Source organism: Granulicella aggregans, from assembly GCF_014203275.1.
GTDB lineage: Bacteria > Acidobacteriota > Terriglobia > Terriglobales > Acidobacteriaceae > Edaphobacter.
This window is the reverse complement of the sequence record NZ_JACHIP010000012.1, coordinates 1-22,099: the sequence shown is the minus strand read 5'-3', so window position 1 is coordinate 22,099 and position 22,099 is coordinate 1. Positions and strand designations below refer to the sequence as shown.

General features: G+C 57.4%; 19 protein-coding genes. 12 read left to right on the top strand and 7 right to left on the bottom strand.

The features are described from left to right. Window positions 1–74 precede the first annotated feature (74 nt). The gene (locus HDF16_RS24435; RefSeq protein WP_184222568.1) at window positions 75–1,190 is read right to left on the bottom strand and encodes a WD40/YVTN/BNR-like repeat-containing protein; all 1,116 of its coding nucleotides are present in this window, start codon (window positions 1,188–1,190) and stop codon (window positions 75–77) included. A gap of 494 nt (window positions 1,191–1,684) precedes the next feature. Between HDF16_RS24435 and HDF16_RS32075 the strand changes: the two genes are divergently transcribed. Beyond that, on the top strand, window positions 1,685–1,939 hold the full coding sequence (locus HDF16_RS32075; RefSeq protein WP_184222642.1) for a hypothetical protein: 255 nt from the start codon (window positions 1,685–1,687) through the stop codon (window positions 1,937–1,939). A gap of 148 nt (window positions 1,940–2,087) precedes the next feature. Here HDF16_RS32075 and HDF16_RS24425 read toward each other — a convergent pair whose 3' ends face one another. The 4 genes from HDF16_RS24425 to HDF16_RS24410 form a co-directional block, all read right to left on the bottom strand. Continuing rightward, window positions 2,088–3,602 (bottom strand): UvrD-helicase domain-containing protein, encoded by a 1,515-nt coding sequence (locus HDF16_RS24425; protein WP_184222566.1) that lies wholly within the window; start codon window positions 3,600–3,602, stop codon window positions 2,088–2,090. 478 nt (window positions 3,603–4,080) lie between these two features. Then, complete coding sequence (locus HDF16_RS24420; protein WP_184222564.1) at window positions 4,081–4,287, bottom strand: DUF2934 domain-containing protein; 207 nt, start codon at window positions 4,285–4,287, stop codon at window positions 4,081–4,083. A gap of 98 nt (window positions 4,288–4,385) precedes the next feature. Beyond that, window positions 4,386–4,760, bottom strand: a complete 375-nt coding sequence (locus HDF16_RS24415; RefSeq protein ID WP_184222561.1) for an HU family DNA-binding protein — start codon at window positions 4,758–4,760, stop codon at window positions 4,386–4,388. Between the two features lie 736 nt (window positions 4,761–5,496). After that, window positions 5,497–6,624, bottom strand: a complete 1,128-nt coding sequence (locus HDF16_RS24410) for an IS110 family transposase (RefSeq protein WP_184222559.1) — start codon at window positions 6,622–6,624, stop codon at window positions 5,497–5,499. A 133-nt stretch (window positions 6,625–6,757) separates the two neighbouring features. Between HDF16_RS24410 and HDF16_RS24405 the strand changes: the two genes are divergently transcribed. The 11 genes from HDF16_RS24405 to HDF16_RS24355 all read left to right on the top strand — a co-directional run bounded on the left by HDF16_RS24405 (window position 6,758) and on the right by HDF16_RS24355 (window position 20,447). Then, the gene (locus HDF16_RS24405) at window positions 6,758–8,164 is read left to right on the top strand and encodes an extracellular solute-binding protein (RefSeq protein WP_348641420.1); all 1,407 of its coding nucleotides are present in this window, start codon (window positions 6,758–6,760) and stop codon (window positions 8,162–8,164) included. 7 nt (window positions 8,165–8,171) lie between these two features. After that, complete coding sequence (locus HDF16_RS24400; RefSeq protein WP_184222555.1) at window positions 8,172–9,515, top strand: sensor histidine kinase; 1,344 nt, start codon at window positions 8,172–8,174, stop codon at window positions 9,513–9,515. 11 nt (window positions 9,516–9,526) lie between these two features. Then, window positions 9,527–10,156 carry a response regulator gene (locus tag HDF16_RS24395; protein ID WP_184222553.1) on the top strand — a complete coding sequence of 210 codons (630 nt, stop codon included), beginning with the start codon at window positions 9,527–9,529 and terminating at the stop codon, window positions 10,154–10,156. Window positions 10,157–10,431: 275 nt separating this feature from the next. Beyond that, complete coding sequence (locus tag HDF16_RS24390) at window positions 10,432–11,916, top strand: dihydrolipoyl dehydrogenase family protein (protein ID WP_184222551.1); 1,485 nt, start codon at window positions 10,432–10,434, stop codon at window positions 11,914–11,916. A gap of 30 nt (window positions 11,917–11,946) precedes the next feature. After that, a complete protein-coding gene (locus HDF16_RS24385; protein WP_184222549.1) occupies window positions 11,947–12,855 on the top strand; it encodes an alpha/beta fold hydrolase in 909 nt (302 codons plus the stop codon). Continuing rightward, window positions 12,852–13,643: an SDR family oxidoreductase gene (locus HDF16_RS24380; RefSeq protein WP_348641419.1), complete on the top strand. Its 792-nt coding sequence runs from the start codon at window positions 12,852–12,854 to the stop codon at window positions 13,641–13,643. The genes HDF16_RS24385 and HDF16_RS24380 overlap by 4 nt, the downstream gene beginning before the upstream one ends. A 13-nt stretch (window positions 13,644–13,656) precedes the next feature. Next, complete coding sequence (locus tag HDF16_RS24375) at window positions 13,657–14,208, top strand: DUF417 family protein (RefSeq protein ID WP_184222547.1); 552 nt, start codon at window positions 13,657–13,659, stop codon at window positions 14,206–14,208. 32 nt (window positions 14,209–14,240) lie between these two features. Further along, on the top strand, window positions 14,241–15,155 hold the full coding sequence (locus HDF16_RS24370) for a haloalkane dehalogenase (protein ID WP_184222545.1): 915 nt from the start codon (window positions 14,241–14,243) through the stop codon (window positions 15,153–15,155). 74 nt (window positions 15,156–15,229) lie between these two features. Beyond that, on the top strand, window positions 15,230–15,928 hold the full coding sequence (locus HDF16_RS24365; protein ID WP_184222638.1) for an alpha/beta hydrolase: 699 nt from the start codon (window positions 15,230–15,232) through the stop codon (window positions 15,926–15,928). Between the two features lie 884 nt (window positions 15,929–16,812). Next, window positions 16,813–17,439 (top strand): recombinase family protein, encoded by a 627-nt coding sequence (locus HDF16_RS24360; protein ID WP_184222543.1) that lies wholly within the window; start codon window positions 16,813–16,815, stop codon window positions 17,437–17,439. A gap of 2 nt (window positions 17,440–17,441) precedes the next feature. After that, window positions 17,442–20,447, top strand: a complete 3,006-nt coding sequence (locus tag HDF16_RS24355) for a Tn3 family transposase (protein WP_184222541.1) — start codon at window positions 17,442–17,444, stop codon at window positions 20,445–20,447. 42 nt (window positions 20,448–20,489) lie between these two features. Here the strand turns inward: HDF16_RS24355 and HDF16_RS24350 are convergent, their stop codons facing one another. Together HDF16_RS24350 and HDF16_RS24345 are read right to left on the bottom strand one after the other, a co-directional pair. Then, on the bottom strand, window positions 20,490–20,942 hold the full coding sequence (locus HDF16_RS24350) for a recombinase family protein (RefSeq protein ID WP_246409973.1): 453 nt from the start codon (window positions 20,940–20,942) through the stop codon (window positions 20,490–20,492). Between the two features lie 305 nt (window positions 20,943–21,247). Next, window positions 21,248–22,099: DUF6880 family protein (locus HDF16_RS24345; protein ID WP_221313092.1), on the bottom strand; the 852-nt coding region annotated here is incomplete at its 5' end.

Here is a 22,099-nt window from a genome sequence, read left to right as displayed (position 1 = left end):
TAAGACATGCACTTCGCGGGAGGTACTGGCTAACCTGCAAAGGTGGGCTGGAAGCTCGACCCGCACTGTTGCCGTCATGAGAGCGTCTGGACCTCGACCGAAAGCACCGATGGAAGATTGTGAACGATTGCCTGCCACGTCTCGCCTGCATCGGGCGATGCATAAACTTGGCCACCTGTTGTACCGAAGTACACGCCACACGAGTCGAGCGAATCTATTGCCATCGCATCTCGAAGTACATTCACATAACAGTTGGTCTGCGGGAGGCCCCGCGTCAAAGGTTCCCATTCATGGCCGCCAGAACGGCTTCGATAGACCCGGAGCTGGCCATCAATCGGAAAATGTTCCGAATCGCTCTTGATGGGTACGACATAGAGCGTGTCGGGCTCATGTGCGTGGACATCAATTACAAAGCCGAAGTCGGTCGGAAGATTGCCGCTGATCTCCTTCCAGGACTCCCCGGCATCATCGGACCGCATGACATCCCAGTGTTTCTGCATAAAGAGGGTGTCTGGACGTGCGGGATGCATGGCGATGTGATGCACGCAGTGTCCGACTTCGGCATTGGGATCGGGGATGTACTGAGAATGAAGCCCGCGATTGATGGGCTTCCAAGACAGGCCACCGTCATCCGTACGAAACGCTCCCGCAGCCGAAATCGCGATGAAGATCCGTTGGGGATTGGCACGGTCCAGCAATATTGTGTGAAGGCACATTCCCCCTGCGCCCGGCTGCCATGCTGGCCCGGTGCCGTGCTTTCGCAGCCCGGCGAGCTCCTGCCAAGAGTCGCCTCCGTCAATCGAGCGAAATAACGCCGCATCCTCCGCTCCGGCGAACACAGTGTCTGGGCAGGTTAGAGAGGGTTCCAAATGCCAAACCCGTTTGAATTCCCACGGATGCGGTGTGCCGTCATACCACTGATGCGTTCCGGCATCGCCGTCGTAAACGAACTTGTTTCCGACGGCATTCCAGGTGACTCCGCCATCATCCGATCGTTGGACTACCTGGCCGAACCAGCCCGAGGTCTGGGAGGCGTAGAGACGATCGGGAGCAACTGGCGATCCCTTGAGATGATAGATCTCCCACCCTGCGAAGTGCGGACCGGACACCGACCAGTCCTTCCTTATCCCGTCCGACGTGAGAACAAAGGCGCCTTTGCGGGTTCCAACAAGAAGTCGTATTCGGCTCATATCAGCTCCAGATCACTAGTTGGCGAGGCAGATTATTCGCGTCCAGTGTACGGCAACAGCCGCTGTCGAGAGCAACGTCCTCACACGGTCGTGGCGTTTTGAAGGACAGGCACGCGGCGTATCTCATCATGGCCAGGAGAGTAAATCTCCATCCTAAGGCCGGATACATTGACGCAGACTTTCTTCATCGAATCACTTTTCCCTTGCAGTCGGGCGGCGGACCATACATTTGGGAAGCCGGCTTGCCGGAGTGACCCATCGCCGACGTTGTTGTTAGGAGCGCAGACTTCTCGGGATTGGAACGGTAAGGTCTCGCACAAGCTTCGTAACACAGTTGGAACTCGTTTAGGACGACAATGATCGCTTGTTGCAAGAACGGCTCTCGGCAACTTACCACCGCACTATGTCATTCTTCAGCAGGGAATTGAGAGCTAAAATGCGGTCCAGGGGGAGAGAAGCATGATCACGGCGAGTGTCATGGGAACAGCGGAACGATCGGTTGGAAGTGGTCGGCGAAGGAAAAGCTGGTCGCCCGCAGAGCTTTCAACCTGGCTTTGGACAGGGAATTGGCAGCCGTCACCCAGGAGGTCAAGCAACGGGCCGAGCAAATCAAGGAGGCATCGGATTTATGGGGGATGGAAACGTGGCTTACCGAGCAGCGAGAACGGATCGACCGTACCTTCGACTTCCGCTACTCTGTTTTAGATCGAGTCTTTGCCACCCTATGCACGAGCGTCGACTTAGTCTAGATGAGTTGCACGGTCTCGCTCAGGAGAAGTTAGACACAATCGAGCGATTGGCCCAGACCGAAGACCACTTGCGCAGCTCTCAACTTTAGAGCAACTGAAACGGAAACTCCTTGAGTTATCGATCATTTGCGCGACCTTGCTCAGCGCTCTAAGGGTGAAGGGGTCGCCCGAGTGTCTCGGTGGTGGTGTTGCGGATACCGAAACGCTTTGCCACCTCCCGTGGCAGTTGTACCCCGAGTTTTGCTCGGGTCATGGCGACATACAGCAGTCTCGCTTCTGATGCGGTGGCCTTGGCAACCTCCGCCGACCCGAGGCGTTTCGCCCTCAGAAAGCCGGCTTCAAAATCAGGGTCGAGATACACGTAATCCCACTCTCTTCCTTTGGATCGATGAGCAGTCGAACAGATGACCTGGGCTGTCGACTCAGTGGACTCACATTTAGAGAGCGCTCCTAGAATACGAGTCTCGTCGTGTTCCTGAACGAGATTGACCAGCGGTCGCAAACCCTCACCTTCGGGCCGGTTGCTGAAGCTCATCACGTCCTTCCATCCTTGGAACCCGACTAGTTCCGGGGATTGCCCAGGTTGATTTTGCTTCACTCGCTGCACATCTGTAAGGACACGCTCCAAGTCCTTTGTTCCGCCAACCACGGCACATCGCAAGTTGCGAGCAAGGCACCTAAGGACATTCGACATCACTGCTGCATTGCTGCGAGCAAGTATGGCGTCTGGCTTCACGCGACCAATGTGAGAGGGAACAGATGTAGAGCCACGAAGCGGCTCTCGCGAACCCAGCGTGCGAAGTACGATAGTCGCCGCAGCAGCGATCTCAGGACCAAAACGAAAGGACTGTGATAGTAAGCAGCGATGGCGTGTTTGAACCTGGTCCATTGCGTTCACAGCCCCGCGCCATTCATAGATCTGCTGGTTCGCGTCGCCCACGTAGACAATCTGGCACTCTGATCGATTTAGCACTTCTAATAGAACCGGGTTGAGGTCCTGGGCCTCATCGACCATGATGTAGTCAGCCTGTGCGCGAGGATTCGACAGCGCCCAGAGTTTCAGATAGCCATCATGCCCGAGCGGCAGACCCTTTGATCTATCGAGCATGCTCGACCAAAGATATCCAAGGTGCTCGGCGACCTGTTTTGCAAAGCTTTCGAACTGTTCAGAGCCTAGCCGCTCAAAGGACCCATAACGGGGGACATGCAACGTCGAGGGAGCCGCATCGCGACTCTGGAGGAACAGCTTCAACCCGTCGCGGAGGACGGCAGCGTAAGACTTCTGCTCAAGCACGACTCCTGAATGGAAGGTGATCTCTCCGGGCAGACGAAATGCCTGGAGGATCAGGTTTGGTGTCAGGCTTTCCGTGAGCTTCCACTCTGGATAGCCTAAGCTCCTTCGAACTGCCCGGAACGCGATCGAGTGCGTCGTCGCACATTTCACATGCGCCGGGAAGCGCCCTCGGGCTTCGGAGGCAATCGAGCGATTGAAGGCTAAGTAGAGAGCCGAAGAGGGCTTGCTGCCAGCCAGCATCTTCAACGTAGTTGTTTTGCCCGCTCCCGCATAGGCGTCGATCCGAAGATTCCCGCCAGCAAGAAAGAGCTCGACTGCTAGGCGCTGCTCAGCGACGGGCTGAAACGAGGGAGTATCTGATTGCAGCATTCATGACTGATCCTAATCGTTCCATCGCGGAGACGGCCTCGATCACTGGGCTTACGTACGCCCCAGCGATTCCAGTGCCACACAAGATGATCATCACGACGATTGGTGAAGCTAAGGAGGGATTGTGGTCCCTGTAAATACTATGTCCGATAACATTCCAAGAGAATCACTGGTCGTCAAAGCTCATACTATGAATCAGTTACAACGTCTGATAATTCTGTACAGTTGCTCTCTTTGATCATGCCCAAGCAAGCAGACCTCCACACACTGACTCCAAATGGACCGCCGATAGTGACGGTTTCAAGGCTGAGGCGCGTCGCTTGGAACGCTCCGGCCTCAGCCGTCATGCAACCTCCATCGCGATGCTAGAGGCTCACGCTCAGGCGATCGAACGCTGCATTCTCGAGGTGCAGTTTCTGGGCAAATCTGATTGAATCTCGGACTTGATCAAAGGCAGGTCACCTTGAACTGTCATCGCCTACTGCTGCGTCTTCAACTGCTCCTCTGCACGTAACCAGTCCCGGGCATCGTCGCCGTGATGATGGCCCCTGTCGGCCCACAGTCGATATGCAAGCAGTTCGACGTCTTGGTGCGTTGGAGGAACGTTGGATGGCTCTGCCGGCGCCGTCTTTTTCTTGGCTGCGGTTTTCCTTGGTGCTGTCTTTTTCCTGAGTGTCTCGGACATAGAATCTCCTGATCGTGGGGTGGGCTCTCGGGTTGGGTTCAAAGGAAAGATCCCCCGGAAGCCTCCGAGGGACCATGATGTTTCATACAGCGGGTGATTTACTTCGTTGGAGCGATCGCGTCCTTCGCCGCTTTTGCGATACGGAACTTGACGAACGTCTTTGCCTTGATCTTGATCGATTCCCCGGTCTGGGGATTGCGGCCGATACGCGCGGCTCGCTGCGCCTTTACCAGCTTGCCGAGACCAGGGATAGTGAACTCGCCGTTCTTCTTCGCTTCCTGAATCGCGGTTGTGGCCAGCAGCTCTGTAAAGGCAGCTGATTGTTTGGTTGTAAGTTCGAGCTTCTCCGCAGCGAACCGGACCCATTCAGCTTTTGTCATCTTCTTTGCGGCGGATGTCTTCTTTGCTGAAACTGCGGTTACCTTTTTTGCGACCGGAGCAACTGTCTTTGCTGGAGCTTTCTTCGTTGCCATGGATCCTCTTTTCGAGCGGGTTGTTGGTTAAGAGCGTTTCGCAGCAGACTTCTTCGCAGGCGCCTTCTTGGCAGCTAGAGGAGGGGTGTCTTTCGGCGGAGACAAGTGAGCCACAACCGACGCTCCGAGCTCTCGCGTCTCTTCTGTGGTAAGCATGCTCGGGGATTTCAAGGCCTTTGCGCGAGCTTGCTAACTTTGGGCGACGTGGTTGCTGCTGGAGCTTTAGCCATTCCACCAGTCTACGTGGCGAGACCCGCAGATTATCGACGATAAGCCTCAGCGGAACCTAGCTGTGTATTGGGGTGCGTCGTCACAGAATGGCACACTGACGAATCTGGCCGACCCTTCCCTCTTCTTGAAGCCGCCAACCAGTTTGTCGCTGAAAGTCCAGTCTGATATGGAGTGACCGTGTCAACTCCGCACAACTGTGGGGTTGTTCTTGTCGTTGTCGGTGCTTTGGTCCTTTCCCGAAGACAGAGCGAGCAGCAGTCGGAGCAGTTTTGAGCGACGATTGATCAGTCTGATATTCGCGGGTCGAAACCGCATAATCATGATCCGTCGGGAGCTGCCTCTGACTGTTATCGCGAGTCCGGTTGAGCCTGTCGCATAGGCCGAGCGAGGGTTCTCCTTCGTGCTTGCCCTGGCTGCTGCTGGCTCTGTGTTCGAGACGGATGTCAGCGTTCATCGATTGAGTTCTTATCTTTCCTTCTTAGGAGGTTTTTGTTTTGCGTTGTTGTCAGACTGCAACGTGCTGCCTGGAGACAGTCTCTGCTCTGGTTCCAATAGCCCAGATAAAGCCCAGCAGCTCTCGAGCTACAGCTGTGACGATCTTCCTCTGGTCCTTGCCGGCTGCGCTCAGCTTCACATATCGCTTGTGCAGCCTGTGTTGCGCCTTCCATGCAATCTCCTTAGTCTCTTCCGAGATGCTCTCCTGTCGTCTTCGCAGACCGTACCAGATACCTGGCGGACGACGATAGCTCCATGCGGCTTCGACAACGATGCGTCGCAGGTGCGCGTTGCCAGTCTTGGTGATGCTTCCGCGTCTCGTTCTCTTGCCACTGGAGTCCTCGCTAGGTACAACGCCGCAGTACCCCATCAGTTGGCGAGCACTCGCAAAGCGAGACACCTGGCCCAACTCGCTCGCAATGGTCACAGCCGAGATGTCTGCGATACCGCGCAGTGCCTGTAGATCGTTAATGACTTGTTGCAGCGCGGGCGATGCCAGCTTCACCGCTTCCATGATGGCTTGCTCCAGACGCTCTACGCGTCCCCGCATGTGCTCGACTTCGTGTAGATAATCCTGGCGAGTGGACTCTTGAGCTATCTGCGTGAAACGCAGCTGCGCGACCCAGATCAAATAAGGTCGTGTCCAAGGCCTGACTCCGGTCGGTGGCCGCTGTCCGGAGCGCAGAAGGAACTTGCTCAAGCGATGCCGCGCTCGTGTCTGATCCTGCTTGGCTGCTTCGCGGGCTCGCACCAGGTCGCGTAACGCTTCTGAACCCTCATCCGGAACCCACACCGCCGTCAGATCCCCGGACCGATGGCAACGTGCTAGCTTCTCGGCATCTCGCCGATCGGTCTTCACTCGATCGCCAGCCTTGACGGGTACCAGCGTGGGTGCCACAACTTCGCACTCGACGCCCAACTCCGCCAGTTGCCAGTACACGACGTAGCCCGTCGGTCCGGCTTCATAACAGGCTCTCAGCTTGGCTGCAGGACCAAGCTTCTTGATCAACTTGCGAATAGACTCAGCGCGGTTCGGAATCGTTCCAAGACTCCGCACTTCACCTTCTGGCTCCGCGACCGCTACGGCGATCGTCTCAGCATGGACATCCAATCCTAGAAATCGTAACTTCTCCTTCATGACCGGCTCTCTTCCGCTTGTGGCTCTGAACTGTGCGTCCTTCGGACGCTCACAGCTTAACCCACGATCGGCGGCATCGGCGCCGGTCACTCCATACTGACTGTTAGCGTTAGTTGAGAATACCCTCGATGCTATGTGTCTACAAGAATTCAATCTCTCTTTTCGCAGGACCATGGGTCGCGTGCTAGTCCACACAACTCGGCGCGTCGCTATTGTGGATCGGCTGTGGTTCTATACGAAGCGGTGTATGCGAATCGGGATCGTGATGCTCCTTTGCAGCGTTTTGGGCTGTCGTCGACCTGTAGCGGTGCCCCCTTTTGTAACTTTCCTTGGGGCATGGTGGCTGCAGCCGGACGATCAGCCACAGGCAGAACGCGAATTTCAAGAGTTCACCCGAAAAACAGGAATCGCAATTCAGCAGTCTCCCATTCCCAACACACTATTCTCTTCGCTTGATCCTCCAGCGCAACTAGACCTTTTGCGAAAGGTTCTCCATAAGGGCGAATCCGCTCCGGACATCCTGGGGATTGACGTCATTTGGCCGGCAAGTTTAGCCGACGACTTGGTCGATCTTCGGCCCTACCTTTCCTCTGAAATATCCTCGCAGGATTCGAATCTAGTCGCGAACTATACAGTCCAGGGCAAGGTCGTAGCTATACCCTTTCGCACCCACGTGGGTGTTCTTGCGTACCGCATCGACCTCCTGCAGCGCTACGGCTACAGCCATCCTCCGAAGACATGGGACGAGCTGGAAAGCATGGCCGCACGGATCCAGGCAGGCGAGCGAGCAAGGGGCCGAAAGAACTTCTGGGGCTACGTGTGGCAAGGCGCTGCTACGGAGGGCCTCACGTGCAACGCATTGGAATGGCAAGCTGCCGAAGGTGGAGGCCGTGTCGTCGAAGACGACCAATCAATTAGCATCAACAATACTCATGCCGTTCGCGCATGGGAACGAGCCGCACATTGGGTCGGTAGGATATCGCCGCCCGGGGTCGTTTCTTATCGAGAGACTGACTCGCTGAACGTCTGGAACTCAGGCAACGCCGCGTTCCTGCGCAGCTGGGAATGGGCGGACCATATGGCTCGTTCAGGCAAATCGCCAATGCAGCAATACACCGGCCTCACAAGCATGCCGGGAGATGGACGAGGGCAAGTCAGTGCGCTGGGGGGCTACGGTTTAGCTGTTCCTCGTTCTTCGGCCCATCTGCAGGAGGCGATTGCTCTCATCCGTTTTCTTCTCTCCATGGACCTGCAAGGCGCAAGGGTTCCAGCAAATCAACTACCCCGTCACTTCGAAAACCTTCCCAGGGTATTGCAGCCTCCTGATCCTTCCGGTCTGAGGAGCCAACAAATTCGGCTGGTCAGCCGGCCTGCGGATCTCACCGGTGACCGCTATCAGACGGTGACCGAGGCCTATAGCCAAGCGGTACACTCTGTCTTGACGGGGCAAAAGACTGCGCCAGACGCAGCAGCGGAGTTGGAGAAACGACTGGTCCAGGTCACAGGCCTGCGTACTGCTCCGCCGCCGGCAAGGAAGTAGAGGTTGAATGAAACCGTCAGATTATTCCAAGATCGGGACTCGGCTGACGCTCGCCTTTGCACTGTTGATCGCGCTGATCCTTGCCGGAAACTCGATCGTTATATGGCAGTTTCATCTTGCGCGTGTTGAAACAGATCGTCTCACCAGCGCGAACCGACAGTTGAACGCGATCCTCCAGCTCCAGGTTGGCCTTCTCGCGTTCCACCAGCGCCTGGATGATCTCGCCCGATCAGGCAATGCGCAACACTTGACCACAGAAGTGGGTCCGCTGCGTCTAGCGTTCCTTAACCAGATTAATCAAACAAGAGAGGTCGCCGCCCGGCCTCCTACAGCCAATGCGGATCGGGACATCCTTCCCGTACTGGATACGATTGAGGTCGCCTTGCCGGGTCAGCTTGATGCCATTAGTGGTTTGGCAGAGGCGGGAGACTGGGAGAGCGTACAGCGTCGGTTGGACAAAGAGCTAAAGCCAATCGAAACGCAGACCTCAGTTCTCGTCGAACGTATTCAGCATCAGGCCAGTCGCGAACGTACTGAGTCGGCGTCGAAAATGTCGGGCTTACAACAGCGAACCATCGTCATTGTGCCTATCATGGCTATCTCTACCTTTTGCTTCGCCGCCTTTTTCGGATGGGCCGTCGCGCGGCGGATAGTGGAACTCCGCCTCGAGGAGCGTACTGGTGAGCGCACACGCATCGCGCGTGAACTGCATGATAGCTTACTTCAAAGCCTTCACGGCCTCATGTTCGAGTTCCAGGCCGCTCGCAACATGTTCCAAAAACGGCCCGACGAAGCGCTGCAGGCCCTCGATAACGCAATCATGGGAACAGAACAGGCAATCGTCGAAAGCCAGGACGCCATCGTGGATCTGCGCAGCACAGCGATGTGTGAAGACGATCTCCCACAACTTCTGCGGCTCACGGGGGAGAGCCTTGCCACCGCAGGGACCGGAGAACACAAGTCTCCCAGCTTTGGACTTATCGTTGAGGGCCAGCAGCGCGTCTTGACTGCGGCCATCCAGGATGAGGTTTACCGGATCGCGCGTGAGGTCTTACGGAATGCGTTTCGGCACGCGCAGGCGACCAGGGTGCAGGCCGAAATTTGCTACGGCAAAGACCAACTGCAACTCCGTGTATGGGACGATGGACGAGGCATGGATCACCGCGTGATGGAGAGGGGCATCCGTCCCGGCCATTGGGGCCTGCCGGGTGTCAGGGAACGGGCTCACCAGATCGGTGCGAAGCTGGATGTCCGCAGTGAAGCGGGAACGGGGACCGAGATTCAACTTAACGTCACCGCGTCGGTGGCCTATCAAAAAAATCTCAACCGCTCCAGATCCGGCGCGACGTAAAGGTCTTGAAAATGACTGTAGAAACCAGTCTGATTCGTATTCTTACGGTGGACGACCATCCTCTTCTTCGCAGGGGGATTGCTGCCCTCGTCAACGTTGAAGACGACATGAAGCTTGTCGCGGAAGCTTCAACCGGAGAGGAGGCCATTGAAAAGTTTCGGCTCCACAGGCCCGACGTCACTTTGATGGATATTCAACTCCCCGGCCTGAATGGTATCCAATCGATCAGCCAGATTCATAAAGAGTTCCCAGGCGCAAAGATCATTGTTTTGACGACGTACAGTGGTGATGCCCAGGTGGTGCGGGCAATCAAAGCGGGTGCGCGAGCCTATCTGCTCAAGAGGCAGGTTCATCGCGAACTTCTCGAGACGATCAGGGCGGTCCACGCAGGACATCGCCGGATACCCCAGGAGCTTGCGGTCGAGATCATCAATTCACTCAGAGAAGACCTCACACCCCGCGAGGTCGACGTTTTGCGACTCATAGCCGATGGCAACGCCAACAAGGCCATCGCCAGCCAGTTGTCGATCGGTGAGGCGAGCGTGAAGAGCCACGTCGCGAACATCCTCGCAAAGCTGGATGCGAAAGACCGTGCCCACGCCGTCACGATCGGCCTGAGGCGCGGAATTATCGAACTGTAATTCCCCCAAATGGGGGAGATGCAGATCGCCGTCCGGCGCTCTGCGCACCTCAGGAAAATGCCGGCTTTGGGGCGAGTTACCTTCGCAGAGCTCTTGATCCCTCCATAAATCACCGCCGTGAGAGTGCCGTTCTCGTAAGGCCACCTTGAGGATCATTGCGAGTAGGGAATTGTTTCTGCTCCGCGAAGGCAGCTGCCCTCCTCTCCGTCATATGGCCATCAGATAGTCGTCATTCAGTCGTTGTTCGTTAGCGCTGCTCGCTCGACACTCGCGACATGGGAACGAGCACGAACCGAACGCGCGCCGGTAATGCAAGTCTGGAACAAGCGGTCGAAGACTACGACCTGGTGATCCTGGGCGGCGGCACCGGGTCGACCGTTGCCGCATGGACCTTTGCCAGTCAGGGGCAACGCGTCGCCGTCATCGATCGCAAGTACATCGGTGGATCGTGCCCGAACATCGCCTGCCTTCCCAGTAAGAATGTCCTCCACGGTGCCAGGGTGGCGTCCTACATCCGGCGAAGCGAAGAGTTTGGTTTATTCACGGATGGCCTTCGTGTCGAGATGCCTGCTGTGCGTGCTCGAAAGCGCGCAATGGTGATGGGCCTCAACGAGATGTATCTCGATCAATACAAGCGCACCGGCGCGGAGTTTATCTGCGGATCAGGCCGCTTCGTGGGCCCAAAAACTCTGGAAGTGACCCTGAGCGACGGCTCCACGCGACTCCTCCGCGGAAGCAACGTAATCGTCAGCACAGGCACCCGCGCCGCATTGAGCGCGATCCCCGGCTTGACGGAAGCCCGGCCGCTCACCCATGTCGAAGCGCTTGAACTGGATCATGTCCCGGCTCATCTGATCGTGCTTGGCGCTGGCTACGTTGGCCTGGAGCTGGCACAGGCGATGCGCCGCTTCGGCAGCAGGGTAACCGTCATAGACCACAACGATCGCCTGCTGCACCGCGAAGACGACGATGTAACCGGTGCCCTCGCCGATCTCTTCGGAGATGAGGGCATCGAAACCGCTCTGAATGCCAGTGTGAAAAAGGTCTCTGGAAGGTCTGGTGAATCGGTGATGCTTGACTTCGAGCAGGACGGTCGAACGACAACCATCGAGGGCACCCATCTGCTTGTTGCAACAGGGCGACAGCCCAACACCGAAGATATCGGTCTCGAGCTTGCTGGTGTCCAGCTGACCAGCGACGGCTACCTCAAGGTCAACGAGCGCCTCCAGACCACCGCAACCGGTGTGTGGGCGATCGGTGAAGTCGCTGGAACTCCTCAATTCACCCACGTCAGCGTGGATGATTTCCGCGTGGTCCGCGACAACCTCATGGGCATTCACCGGACAACAACCGGCAGGCAAATCCCGTACACGCTCTTCACCGATCCCGAACTAGCCCGCATCGGTCTTACGGAGAAGGAAGCCCAGGCGCAAGGAATCGCATACCGGTTGTTCAAACTCCCGATGGAGGGAGTGCTTCGCGCTCGCACTTTGTCGGAAACGAGAGGATTTCTCAAGGCTCTTGTCGCAATCGACAGCGATTTCATCCTCGGCTTCACCGCCTTCGCAGTAGAAGCGGGGGAGATCATGGCGTCCGTCCAGACCGCCATGATAGCCACATTGCCCTACACAACACTTCGCGACGCCATATGGGCTCACCCCACGCTCGTCGAAGGTCTGATCCCACTGTTCTCATCCACCCCATCCTCATCGACCGATATTCCCGCGCAAGTCCTCGAAGCAGTCTCCGTCAACAGTTGAACAGTTGGCCGTCCAGGCCGGAGGAGCCCTATGAGTGCCAGTTCCACTCTTTCCCATGCTGTCATCCCTCAAACGTCGCTTCATAAGGTTGAGGCCGATGGAGTCGAAGTCTTCTACCGAACTGCAGGCGACCCCGGGGCACCGGTAATCCTTCTGCTGCATGGATTTCCCGCGTCATCCTTCATGTTCCGCGAGCTGATGCCCCGCCTCGCGGATGAGTTTCATCTGATCGCCCCGGACCTGCCCGGCTTCGGGTTCACTCAGGTACCCGAGAAGCGAAACTACACCTACTCCTTCGACTCGTTGGCGCACACTATCGCATCGTTCACCGATGCATTGGGCCTCACCCGCCATGCAATCTATGTATTCGACTACGGTGCTCCCACCGGCTTTCGCCTCGCGATGGCGCGGCCCGAGCGCATCACCGCGATCATCTCACAGAACGGCAACGCCTATGAAGAAGGACTTGGCGACTCGTGGGCACCGATCAGACGATACTGGGCAGAACCTACCCAGGAAAACAGGGAGGTGCTGCGCACGAACATCCTCACCCTGGAAGGAACCCGCTGGCAATACACCCACGGCGTCGAGCACTCGGACAGCATCGCGCCTGAGTCGTACACGTTAGACACTGCGCTCCTCGACCGGCCGGGAAACAAAGAGATCCAGCTCGACCTGTTCCTCAACTACGCGTCGAACATCGAGCTTTACCCAAAGTTTCAGGACTACTTTCGTACGTCAAAACCACCGCTACTCGCGATCTGGGGCAAGAACGATCCCTTCTTTCTCCCAGCCGGAGCGCAGGCGTTCAAGAGAGACCTGCCCAGCGCCCGTGTGGAGTTTCTAGACACCGGCCACTTCGCGCTTGAGACCCATGCTTCAGCGATCGCCGAAGCAATCAAAGATTTTCTCAACGGTAAATCGGCGGTCATAGCGTGATCAGCGAAGGATCATCGACCACCGGTTCGGTCGCCGTCGTCACCGGCGCAAGTCAAGGGATCGGCCGTGCCACTGCGTTGAGGTTGGCGCATGACTTTTCTGCAATCGTGCTTGCTGCAAGAAACGAAGACGAACTGCGAAGCACCGCCGACGCTGTAACTTCAGTTGGCGCAAGGGCACTGGTCTCTGCAACTGATCTACGCGAGACCGACGCGGCCGCGACCCTCATCCAAACGACCCTCGAGCGCTTCGGAAGAATCGATGCGTTGCTCAACATCGCCGGCGCGGTCCCGCAGATCGATCTCTTCGAGATGACGGACGACCAGTGGCACGATGGCCTGGCTCTAAAGTTTCACGGTGCCCGTCGTCTTACGCTCTCAGCCTGGGACGCGCTGAAGGCCTCAGGCGGATCGGTCATCTTCATCTCCGGCTCAGCCGCGCTCGACCCCAAGCCTGGCTTCGCCGCCGTCGCCGCGATCAATGCCGCGATCATCGCACTCGCTAAAGCCTTCGCGGAACAAGGCATCAAGGACGGCGTGCAGGTCAATAGCGTCGTTCCCGGGGCGGTCATGACAGGCCGCCGCGAATCCTTCTTCAAAAAGTGGGCACCCGAGCACAACCTGAGCGTTGAAGAGGCAATGAGGAAGTTCCCCGAAGCAGTCGGTATCGCGCGCTTCGGCAGACCGGAAGAGATAGCCGACCTGATGGCCTATCTCGTGTCACCCTCGGCGAAGTGGCTGACCGGATCGTGTGTGCGCATGGATGGCGGAGAGATCAAAGGTATCTGAGGGAGCAATCATCATGAGTCGAACAATGATAGGCGAAACTTTCACCAGAAATGAGTCGGTGCCGAAACACGGCGATACACCATTTCCCCAAACATATCTGGAGAAACTGGCCGCGTGGGTAAGCGATCGCGATCTCCCTTTCCTCGTCCTGAGTATCGGAATGGCCGTGATGCTTCTCTGGGCAGGCACCTACAAGATGACTGCCCCAGGTGCGGAAGGCATCATCCCGCTCGTCTCGCACAGTCCTTTGATCAGCTGGCACTTCAAACTCTTCGGCCCGTATGTAGGCTCGGATCTGATCGGCACAACCGAAGTCATTGCGGCCCTGCTCATTCTTACCGGCTACTTCAAGCCAGCAGTGGGGATCGTGGGCGGCGTGATCGCGTCTGTCATGTTCTTCACAACCAGCACGATGCTCCTGAGCACTCCTGACACCACCGTGAGCGTTCACGGAATGAGATACATGAATTTTCTCGGTCTTTTTCTCTACAAGGACGTGATCTCCTTTGGCGCGTCCCTCCTTCTCATCAGCGCCTTCGGCAAGCGAGCCATCGGCACCAGGTAACCGCAATATCAGAACAGACAGGAGAGATCAACATGCTTGAGACAACAGAGAAAGTCAGACCAATCTCCGCAACATCCCGATATCCTAAGCGGAGACGAAAGGTCCTTGACCGTGAGATGGCGTACGTAGAAGTAGGCGAGGGCGATCCGATCGTGTTTCTGCACGGCAACCCCACATCTTCCTTCCTCTGGCGCAATGTAATACCGCACCTGGAATCGTTTGGTCGCTGTATCGCTCCCGATCTGATCGGGATGGGAGACTCCGACAAGCTGCCTGACAGCGACTCGTCCACATACCGATTCGTAGAACATCGCTGCTATCTCGACGCTTTACTGGAAGCGCTGGATGTCCGGCAACGGGTCACTCTTGTCATCCATGATTGGGGCTCGGGGTTGGGCTTCGATTGGGCCAATCGCCATCGCGATGCAGTGCGCGGCATCGCATATATGGAGGCGATCGTAGGCCCGCAAGGCTGGGATCACTGGGACAACATGAACATGCGTCCCCTCTTGCAGGCGCTTCGTTCCGATGCTGGAGAAGCGATGGTCTTGCAGGACAACTTCTTTATCGAAAAGATCCTTCCGGGTGCCATCCTGCGCACTCTCAGCGCGGAGGAAATGGCAGAGTACCGCCGTCCGTTCACGGAACCAGGCGAAGGAAGGCGACCTACGCTGACATTTCCACGGGAGATTCCCATTGAAGGCCAGCCTGCTGATGTAAGTGAGATCGTCTCCGCTTATGGTGCCTGGTTGGCGGAAAGCAACGTGCCCAAGCTCTTCATAAAGGCCGAGCCTGGCGCTCTTCTTGCAGTCGGTGAGAATCTCGCTACGGCTCGCTCGTGGCCATCGCAACGAGAGGTGACCGTCAAAGGCGTCCATTTCGTCCAGGAAGATTCGCCAAACGAGATCGGACAAGCGATCGCTGAGTGGATGCGATCTCTGGAATAACAGGTCTTCTCCGATGCCTCCACGGAGAAGGCAGGTTCTTTACTGAACACATAGACGAATTTAGGAGATCCATAATGCAATTTCTAGAGACCTCAACTGTCATATTTGTCCACGGAGCCTGGGCCGACGGGTCGAGTTGGGGTACGGTTATCAACCGCGTCGCGGAGGCTGGTCTCGGCGTCGTATGCGCTCCAATTCCCCTAACCTCCCTGAGCGACGACATCGCTATGGTGCGCAGGGTGGTTCAACGAATCGATGGACCGGTTGTTATGGTGGCCCATGCCTATGCCGGTGCAGTAATCGGCGGAGTAGAAGACGATAAGGTCAAAGGGCTGATATATATCACTGCCCTTGCTCCTGACGAAGATGAAACGACCGTCGAGGTCTTTACGCGAGAGGCTCCTCATCCCGATGCCCCAGCTATGGCCCCCGACAAAGACGGTTTCATATGGATGCCCCACGAGGCGATCGCGAAGGCCTTTGCGCCACACGCTACCATCGAGGAGCAGATTCGCTTGGAGGCGATCCAACGTCCAATAAACGTAGCCTGCATTACGGAGAAGGCACCCCGACCTTCCTGGAAAACGAAGCCGTCCTGGTACCTGATAGCGGAAGAAGACCACATGATTTTGGAAAAGACGCAGCTGTTTATGGCCGAGCGAATGAGAGCCACAATCAGGAAAGTTGTCGCAGATCACATTCCTTCACTGACTAAGCCAGGAGCCGTAGTCAACATCATTCTGGAGGCATCGCAGTCGGTGCTCGGAAGCTAACCTCACAAGTTGGGATATTAGCGGTCAAATCAATATTGTCAGTTGACGCCAAATCGCCGATGCACTCACCGAGGCGCTTCTCATGCGGTGTCGCACAAACGAACACCCTCACGAAACATCTGGTGAGCAGCGCCTCGCAGTCGACCTCTTTCTTGCAGGCTGGAATCTTCGGATCGATGCCTATCGAGAACAGAAAAACCTCTTCGTTCTATTGCTAGCTGGTAGTGGGGTCTGAGTAGCAACGGAACAGAAAACCTACATAAGGGATTTCCGACTTGATCAGGGCTCGTCCGACACGGGACTACAGGCGCATTCGGCTATCATAGTGTTCAAGCATGATTGCTCCTTTCACCCTTAAAGAAGTCTTTGCCGCCCCTGTCGCCGACCTGGATGTAGAGCAAGATTACCCGCTCTGCGCCGTGTGTCAGGGAGATGCCACATACTTGCTGTGCGGTTTGTGGCCCGCAAAGCCACTGGGGGTTTCCTCGACAGAACCACCTTACCCTCCGTTTCTCATACAAACACACGCCGAGCTCGGCACCAACTTTGATTTCTATGCATGCGAGCATCACGTGGGAGGATGGGGCCGCCCTGGTAGTGTCAAGAGGTTGGTGTCTATCTCAGCTTCCTCACAGGGAGTTGCCACACTGATCTTCACCAAACTGATCCGCGACTGACAATTAGCAAACTTGGTCGACTTCACCGATCGGTCAACGCGCCTCCATAGAGATTCGGTGGCTTTCCAATAAACCCCGGTTTGATGGAAAGCCGAGAGGTAGCGTTGCTCCCCCTCTGGGAGCATCATTTCTTCGCAGAAAGCCATATAAATATCTATGACCGCTAAACCCCTGCTCAATGTACATTGATGCAGAGGGTCGGTTCACATGCTCATCGGCTATATGCGTGTATCGACTGGCGAACAGAGCCTTGACCTGCAGCGGGATGCTTTGAAGCGATCAGGCTGCGAGCGAACCTACGAGGACATCTGTTCTGGCCGAGCGACCGAGCGGCCTGGACTGTCAAAGGCGCTCGACGCCGCGCGACAGGGCGACGCTCTGGTTGTGTGGAAGCTGGACCGGATCGGTCGTTCGCTGCCGCACGTTGTGGGGCTGGTCGGCGATCTGCAAAAGCGGGGCGTCGGTTTGAAGGTGCTGACCGGGGATGTGGATACGACGACTGTGACTGGTCGGCTCGTCTTCGGCATCTTTGCAACGCTTGCCGAGTTCGAGCGTGACCTGATCCATGAGCGAACAATGGCCGGGCTTGTGGCAGCTCGTGCGCGGGGACGCTCAGGAGGAAGACCGCGTGTCATGACGAAGGCGAAGCTCAAAACGGCGATGACCATGATGACTGATCGGGAGAACGCAGCTCGGGACGTTGCAGCTCAGCTTGGAATTTCTCTGTCGACGCTTTACGCCTATGTCGATGCTCAAGGGCAACCGCGCGCCCGTTCAGCCGAGTTGCTCGGCAAGCGCGCCCGCATCCCCGGTGTCAATTTGAAGCCGGCCTGAGGGTGCCCGTCGGCTTTCTTACCGAAGATCAGGCTGGACGATACGGGCGCTTCTCTGGCGAACCCACGCACGATCAGCTCGCAAGGCATTTCCATCTCGACGATTCCGACCGCGCCTTCATCACCGAACACCGTGGCGATCACAACCGCTTGGGAGTTGCTGTTCAGCTTGGCACTGTTCGTCTGCTTGGGACTTTCCTCGAAGATCCGACGGAGACGCCCTCGTCTGCTGTCCGCTTTACAGCGGATCAACTGCTTATCGCGAACTTCTCCGAACTGATGACGCTGTATGGCAACAGCGCTGGCCGTTGGCGGCACGGCGGTCGCATTCGGGAGCGCTACGGCTACCGCGTGTTCACCGACTTCGGCGTGGCCTTTCGGCTCAACCGCTTTCTCTATGCCCTGAGCTGGACAGGGACGGAGAGACCGACGGCCTTGTTCGAGCGAGCAATCGCGTGGCTTGCGACCGGCAAGGTTCTGTTGCCGGGTCTTTCTGTTCTGGAACGGGCGGTAGCTCGGGTGCGCTTACGCTCGGCTTCTCATCTGCATCGCCGGCTAGCGGAAGGAATAAACGCCGAAGCTCGCTTACGGCTGGATCGCCTTGTTGCTGTTCCTGAAGGCGAGCGTCAAAGCCCTCTCGACCGGCTCCGCGATGGCCCTTTCATCCAGAGCGGACCTGAGATCAGCCGGTCTTTGCTCCGTCTCGGAGAGGTTCATTCGCTCGTTCAGGAACTTCCAAAGATCGACCACATTCCACCTCGCAAGATTACCGCGCTTTGGAAATTTGCCTCGGCCGCAAGAGCGCAGGCCGTAGCGCGTCTTCCAGAGGAGAGACGTACCGCGACACTGCTCGCCTTCATCCATACCCTCAAAGCATCCGCCGCAGACGATGTCATCGATGTGTTCGACGCCGTAAGCACGGCAATGTTCTCGGAGGCGGAAGCCGCCGCGAAGCAGGCGCGGCTGGGCTCGCTTCGCGATTTTGACGATGCGGCGTTGAAGCTCCGCGATATGGGGATCGTGGTCTTCGATGACGCAACTCCCGACGACCAGGTAAGAGCCACGATCTTTGAACTGCTCGGACGCGATGCCTTGCTTGCCGCCGTGGAACGGGTAGGGATGCTCGTAGAGCCACAGGATGAGACCTATTTCAAGGAACTGAGGAAGTTCCACCGCAAGATACGATACGTTCCGGCGCTTCTGGCCGGACTCGAACTGGACGCCGCTCCAGCGGGCAGACCGCTTCTGGATGCTGTCGAATACCTCCGTGCGGTTCATGCCGGGGTTAAGAGACCCGGTCCAATGCCTACCGCCTTCGCTTCCGCCGACTGGCTTCCGCAGATCAAAAGCGATGAAGGCTCTATCGATCTCACCGGTTACCGCCTCTGCGTACTCGACGGTCTCCGTCGCGGGTTCCGTCGCCGCGACATATTTCCAGTCCGTTCGATCCGCTACGCCGATCCCCGCAAAGGCCTTCTGACAGGAGCGGCATGGGAGACGGCACGACCTCTGATTTGCCGCACCGTGGGTGCGTCGGCTTCGGCGGAAGAGGAACTTGCAGGTCTGACGCACCGTCTCGATCTTGCCTACCGCGAGACCGCCGCTCGGGTGCCGACGAACGCCGCCGTGGAGATCGTCGGCGTCGGCGAGAAAGTCGACTTGTCCGTCGACGCACTCGATAAAGTGGAGGAACCCGCCAGTCTCACGGCCCTGCGGGCAGCCTTGGACGCTCGCCTGCCCAAACCGGACCTGCCTGAACTCATCCTCGAAATGCACGCCCGGACAGGCTTCGCGGCCCTCTTCACTCATGCAAGCGAGAGCGCCTCAAGAGCGGAGGATATTGCGACGACTGTTTGCGCGGTGTTGCTTGCCGAGGCCACCAACACAGGCTTCGAACCCCTGGTTCGAGGCGATGTCCCGGCGCTTCGCCGCTCCCGGCTGAGCTGGGTCAAGCAGAACTTCGTTCGTGCCGAGACCCTGACGGCGGCCAATGCGGCGCTCGTCGCCGCCCAAAACGCCGTACCGCTCGCCCGTAGCTGGGGAGGAGGAGAGGTCGCCTCCGCCGACGGGCTTCGATTCGTCGTGCCCGTGCGCACGATACACTCGGGGCCGAATCCACGCTACTTCGGTCGTGAGCGGGGCGTCACCTGGTACAACCTGGCTTCCGATCAGTTCACCGGCTTGAACGCAATCACAGTACCCGGAACTCTGCGCGACAGCCTCGATCTGCTTGCCGTCGTCCTTGAGCAGGAGACGGAACTCCAGCCCACCGAGATCATGTCCGACACGGCGGGGTATACCGACACCATCTTCGGCATTTTCCACCTTCTCGGTTATCAATTCTCCCCGCGCATCGCAGACATCGGCGGCTCCCGTTTGTGGCGGGTAGACCGGAAGGCCGATTATGGCGTCCTCAATGACCTGGCATCGAACAAGATCAACGTGAAATTGATCGCCGAGCAATGGGACGACCTGCTTCGGCTCGCCGGTTCACTGAAGCTGGGGGTGGTTCAGGCGGCGGGGCTTACACGGACCCTTCAAACCAACGATCGGCCAACCCGGCTGGCGAGGGGGCTTCAGGAACTCGGCCGCATCGTCAAGACGCTCTATCTGCTGCGCTATATCGACGACGAACAATATCGTCGGCGCATCTTGGTTCAACTCAACCGTGGAGAGGGACGCCATCAACTCGCCCGCATCGTCTTCCATGGCAAGCGGGGCGAACTCAGGCAGCGATACCGCGAAGGGCAAGAAGATCAACTCGGCGCACTAGGTATCGTGGTCAACCTCGTGGTTCTCTGGAACACCATCTATATGGACGCCGCACTCGATCAACTCCGCGGAGAAGGCTACGAAGTTCTTCCCGAGGATATCGCGCGCCTCTCGCCGCTCAGCTTCAAGCACATCAATATGCTTGGCAGATACGCCTTCACCCTGCCGGAAGCCGTCACCCGAGGAGAACTCAGGCCTCTGCGGAACCCCGCCACCGCCGCCATCGACGAGCCGTAAGCCCGACGCGCCAATCCCTTATGTAGGTTTTCTGTTCCGTTGCTACTCAGACCCCAGCTCCTTCTGCTGTTTGTCTGACAGCTTGGGCTGTTTGCCCCGGAGTCTGCCTTTTGCGCGAGCGATCTTCATGCCTTCCCGGGTGCGCAGCCGAATCAGGTCAGCTTCGAACTCCGCAAAGGTAGCCAGGATGTTGAAGAACATCTTGCCCATGGGATCGGCTGGGTCGTAGCGGCTTTGGCCGAGTGCCAGCGTCACGCCTCGTGCTGCCAGTTCATCAGCAATCGATCGCGCATCGGGTACCGACCGGGCGAGGCGATCCAGCTTCGGCACCACCAACGTATCGCCCTTACGAACAGCGGCAAGCGCCTGATTGAGTCCTGGCCTAGCCCGGTTCGTTCCCGTCAATCCGTGATCGACGTAGATTCGATCTGCGGTGACGCCTAATTCAACCAGTGCTTCCCGCTGCGCGGTGAGTCTTGCTTGTCTGTAGAGCATCGTGCGTAGCCGATGAGAGTTTCTGGCATAAAGTCGTAACGTTTAAGGGGCCTTATGTGAGAATATCACCGTACCAGGTTAGTGAGACGATCTTTGCTGTGCTTTTGACGCTCCGGAGACCTTCAGCAAAGCGTCCGTTGGAGGATCGTCTGACGGACACAGGAGCAATGCGTAAAGCGGGATGGGGTCCATTGGTCATTCGTCGAGCCGTTCCTTCTTATTTCGAGAGATCACTCGCTCCATCCACTGGCCTTCAAGACTCCCTCAGACGAATTCACCTTTCGATGCGTTGGCCAAAACTAGCCTTATACCCATAGAGGATCAAGTTCGGCTACTCGAGACCAAAAACCTGTCTTGCGTGCATGACTACCTTTGATTCGTGCCAGGAAGGCACGATGCGGCTCAAGGTCGTTATAACTTCCGATCTTCGCCATAAGCGACTTGCATTCGAACAGATGCCGCGCAGCATGTCCATAGCGTGTTGATTTGGCTCTATCAAGTGTGTGCTCGATCATTGCCCGATAGATCAGCGTTGCCGCTTGCGGATGCTTACCTTCGAGCGCTTTGGCCGCCGGATCCAGGACGAAGTAGAGGTTGCCGTCAAGCTCAACACGGCGGTCCAGTACAAGATGAGCCGCTCCCAAGGGATCGGGCCAATCGGTGAAGAAACGAAGGGCTGTTGCGAAGTGTGAGTAAGCCAAAGCATACCTGAGAGCCTTCTGCTCCGACGCAGCCCTGTCGGATTCCGGTAGCGCATCAAGAAACGCGCGCAGGCTCGAGGCGTCGAGGTAACGTTCGAGCCGGACCCACCGAAATTCTTGTGCCTCTTTCAAACGATCGTTCGCGAGCAGTGCTTCCACCCATGCCTCGTTCCACTCGCTCGAGCCGTACTCCCCATGGTCGTCAGCTAAATCCTCATCAAGATCATCTGCCGACGGGGTTCGCTGCTTTGGCGCAGCGCTCTTCAGAACATCGAGCGCCTCTATCTTTCTTCCCTCAGCAAGGAGACGCCTCCCAATAGCGGCTGCTACGTCTGGCCTCTCTCGGTCCTCCTTGCTTGTCTGCTCGATGAAGGCATCCACATCGCCTTCGGCATCGGCAATCTCCTGCAACGCACGCTTCAAGGCAGCGGCATGGTAGCCGTTGGGATCCTTGCG

Excerpts from the sequence above, each read along its gene's own strand:
- HDF16_RS24435 (WP_184222568.1), bottom strand. The coding sequence starts at position 1,190 with ATGAGCCGAATACGACTTCTTGTTGGAACCCGCAAAGGCGCCTTTGTT.
- HDF16_RS24425 (WP_184222566.1), bottom strand. The coding sequence starts at position 3,602 with ATGCTGCAATCAGATACTCCCTCGTTTCAGCCCGTCGCTGAGCAGCGC.
- HDF16_RS24420 (WP_184222564.1), bottom strand. The coding sequence starts at position 4,287 with ATGTCCGAGACACTCAGGAAAAAGACAGCACCAAGGAAAACCGCAGCC.
- HDF16_RS24415 (WP_184222561.1), bottom strand. The coding sequence starts at position 4,760 with ATGGCAACGAAGAAAGCTCCAGCAAAGACAGTTGCTCCGGTCGCAAAA.
- HDF16_RS24410 (WP_184222559.1), bottom strand. The coding sequence starts at position 6,624 with ATGAAGGAGAAGTTACGATTTCTAGGATTGGATGTCCATGCTGAGACG.
- HDF16_RS24405 (WP_348641420.1), top strand. The coding sequence starts at position 6,758 with ATGTGTCTACAAGAATTCAATCTCTCTTTTCGCAGGACCATGGGTCGC.
- HDF16_RS24400 (WP_184222555.1), top strand. The coding sequence starts at position 8,172 with ATGAAACCGTCAGATTATTCCAAGATCGGGACTCGGCTGACGCTCGCC.
- HDF16_RS24395 (WP_184222553.1), top strand. The coding sequence starts at position 9,527 with ATGACTGTAGAAACCAGTCTGATTCGTATTCTTACGGTGGACGACCAT.
- HDF16_RS24390 (WP_184222551.1), top strand. The coding sequence starts at position 10,432 with ATGGGAACGAGCACGAACCGAACGCGCGCCGGTAATGCAAGTCTGGAA.
- HDF16_RS24385 (WP_184222549.1), top strand. The coding sequence starts at position 11,947 with ATGAGTGCCAGTTCCACTCTTTCCCATGCTGTCATCCCTCAAACGTCG.
- HDF16_RS24375 (WP_184222547.1), top strand. The coding sequence starts at position 13,657 with ATGAGTCGAACAATGATAGGCGAAACTTTCACCAGAAATGAGTCGGTG.
- HDF16_RS24370 (WP_184222545.1), top strand. The coding sequence starts at position 14,241 with ATGCTTGAGACAACAGAGAAAGTCAGACCAATCTCCGCAACATCCCGA.
- HDF16_RS24365 (WP_184222638.1), top strand. The coding sequence starts at position 15,230 with ATGCAATTTCTAGAGACCTCAACTGTCATATTTGTCCACGGAGCCTGG.
- HDF16_RS24360 (WP_184222543.1), top strand. The coding sequence starts at position 16,813 with ATGCTCATCGGCTATATGCGTGTATCGACTGGCGAACAGAGCCTTGAC.
- HDF16_RS24350 (WP_246409973.1), bottom strand. The coding sequence starts at position 20,942 with ATGCTCTACAGACAAGCAAGACTCACCGCGCAGCGGGAAGCACTGGTT.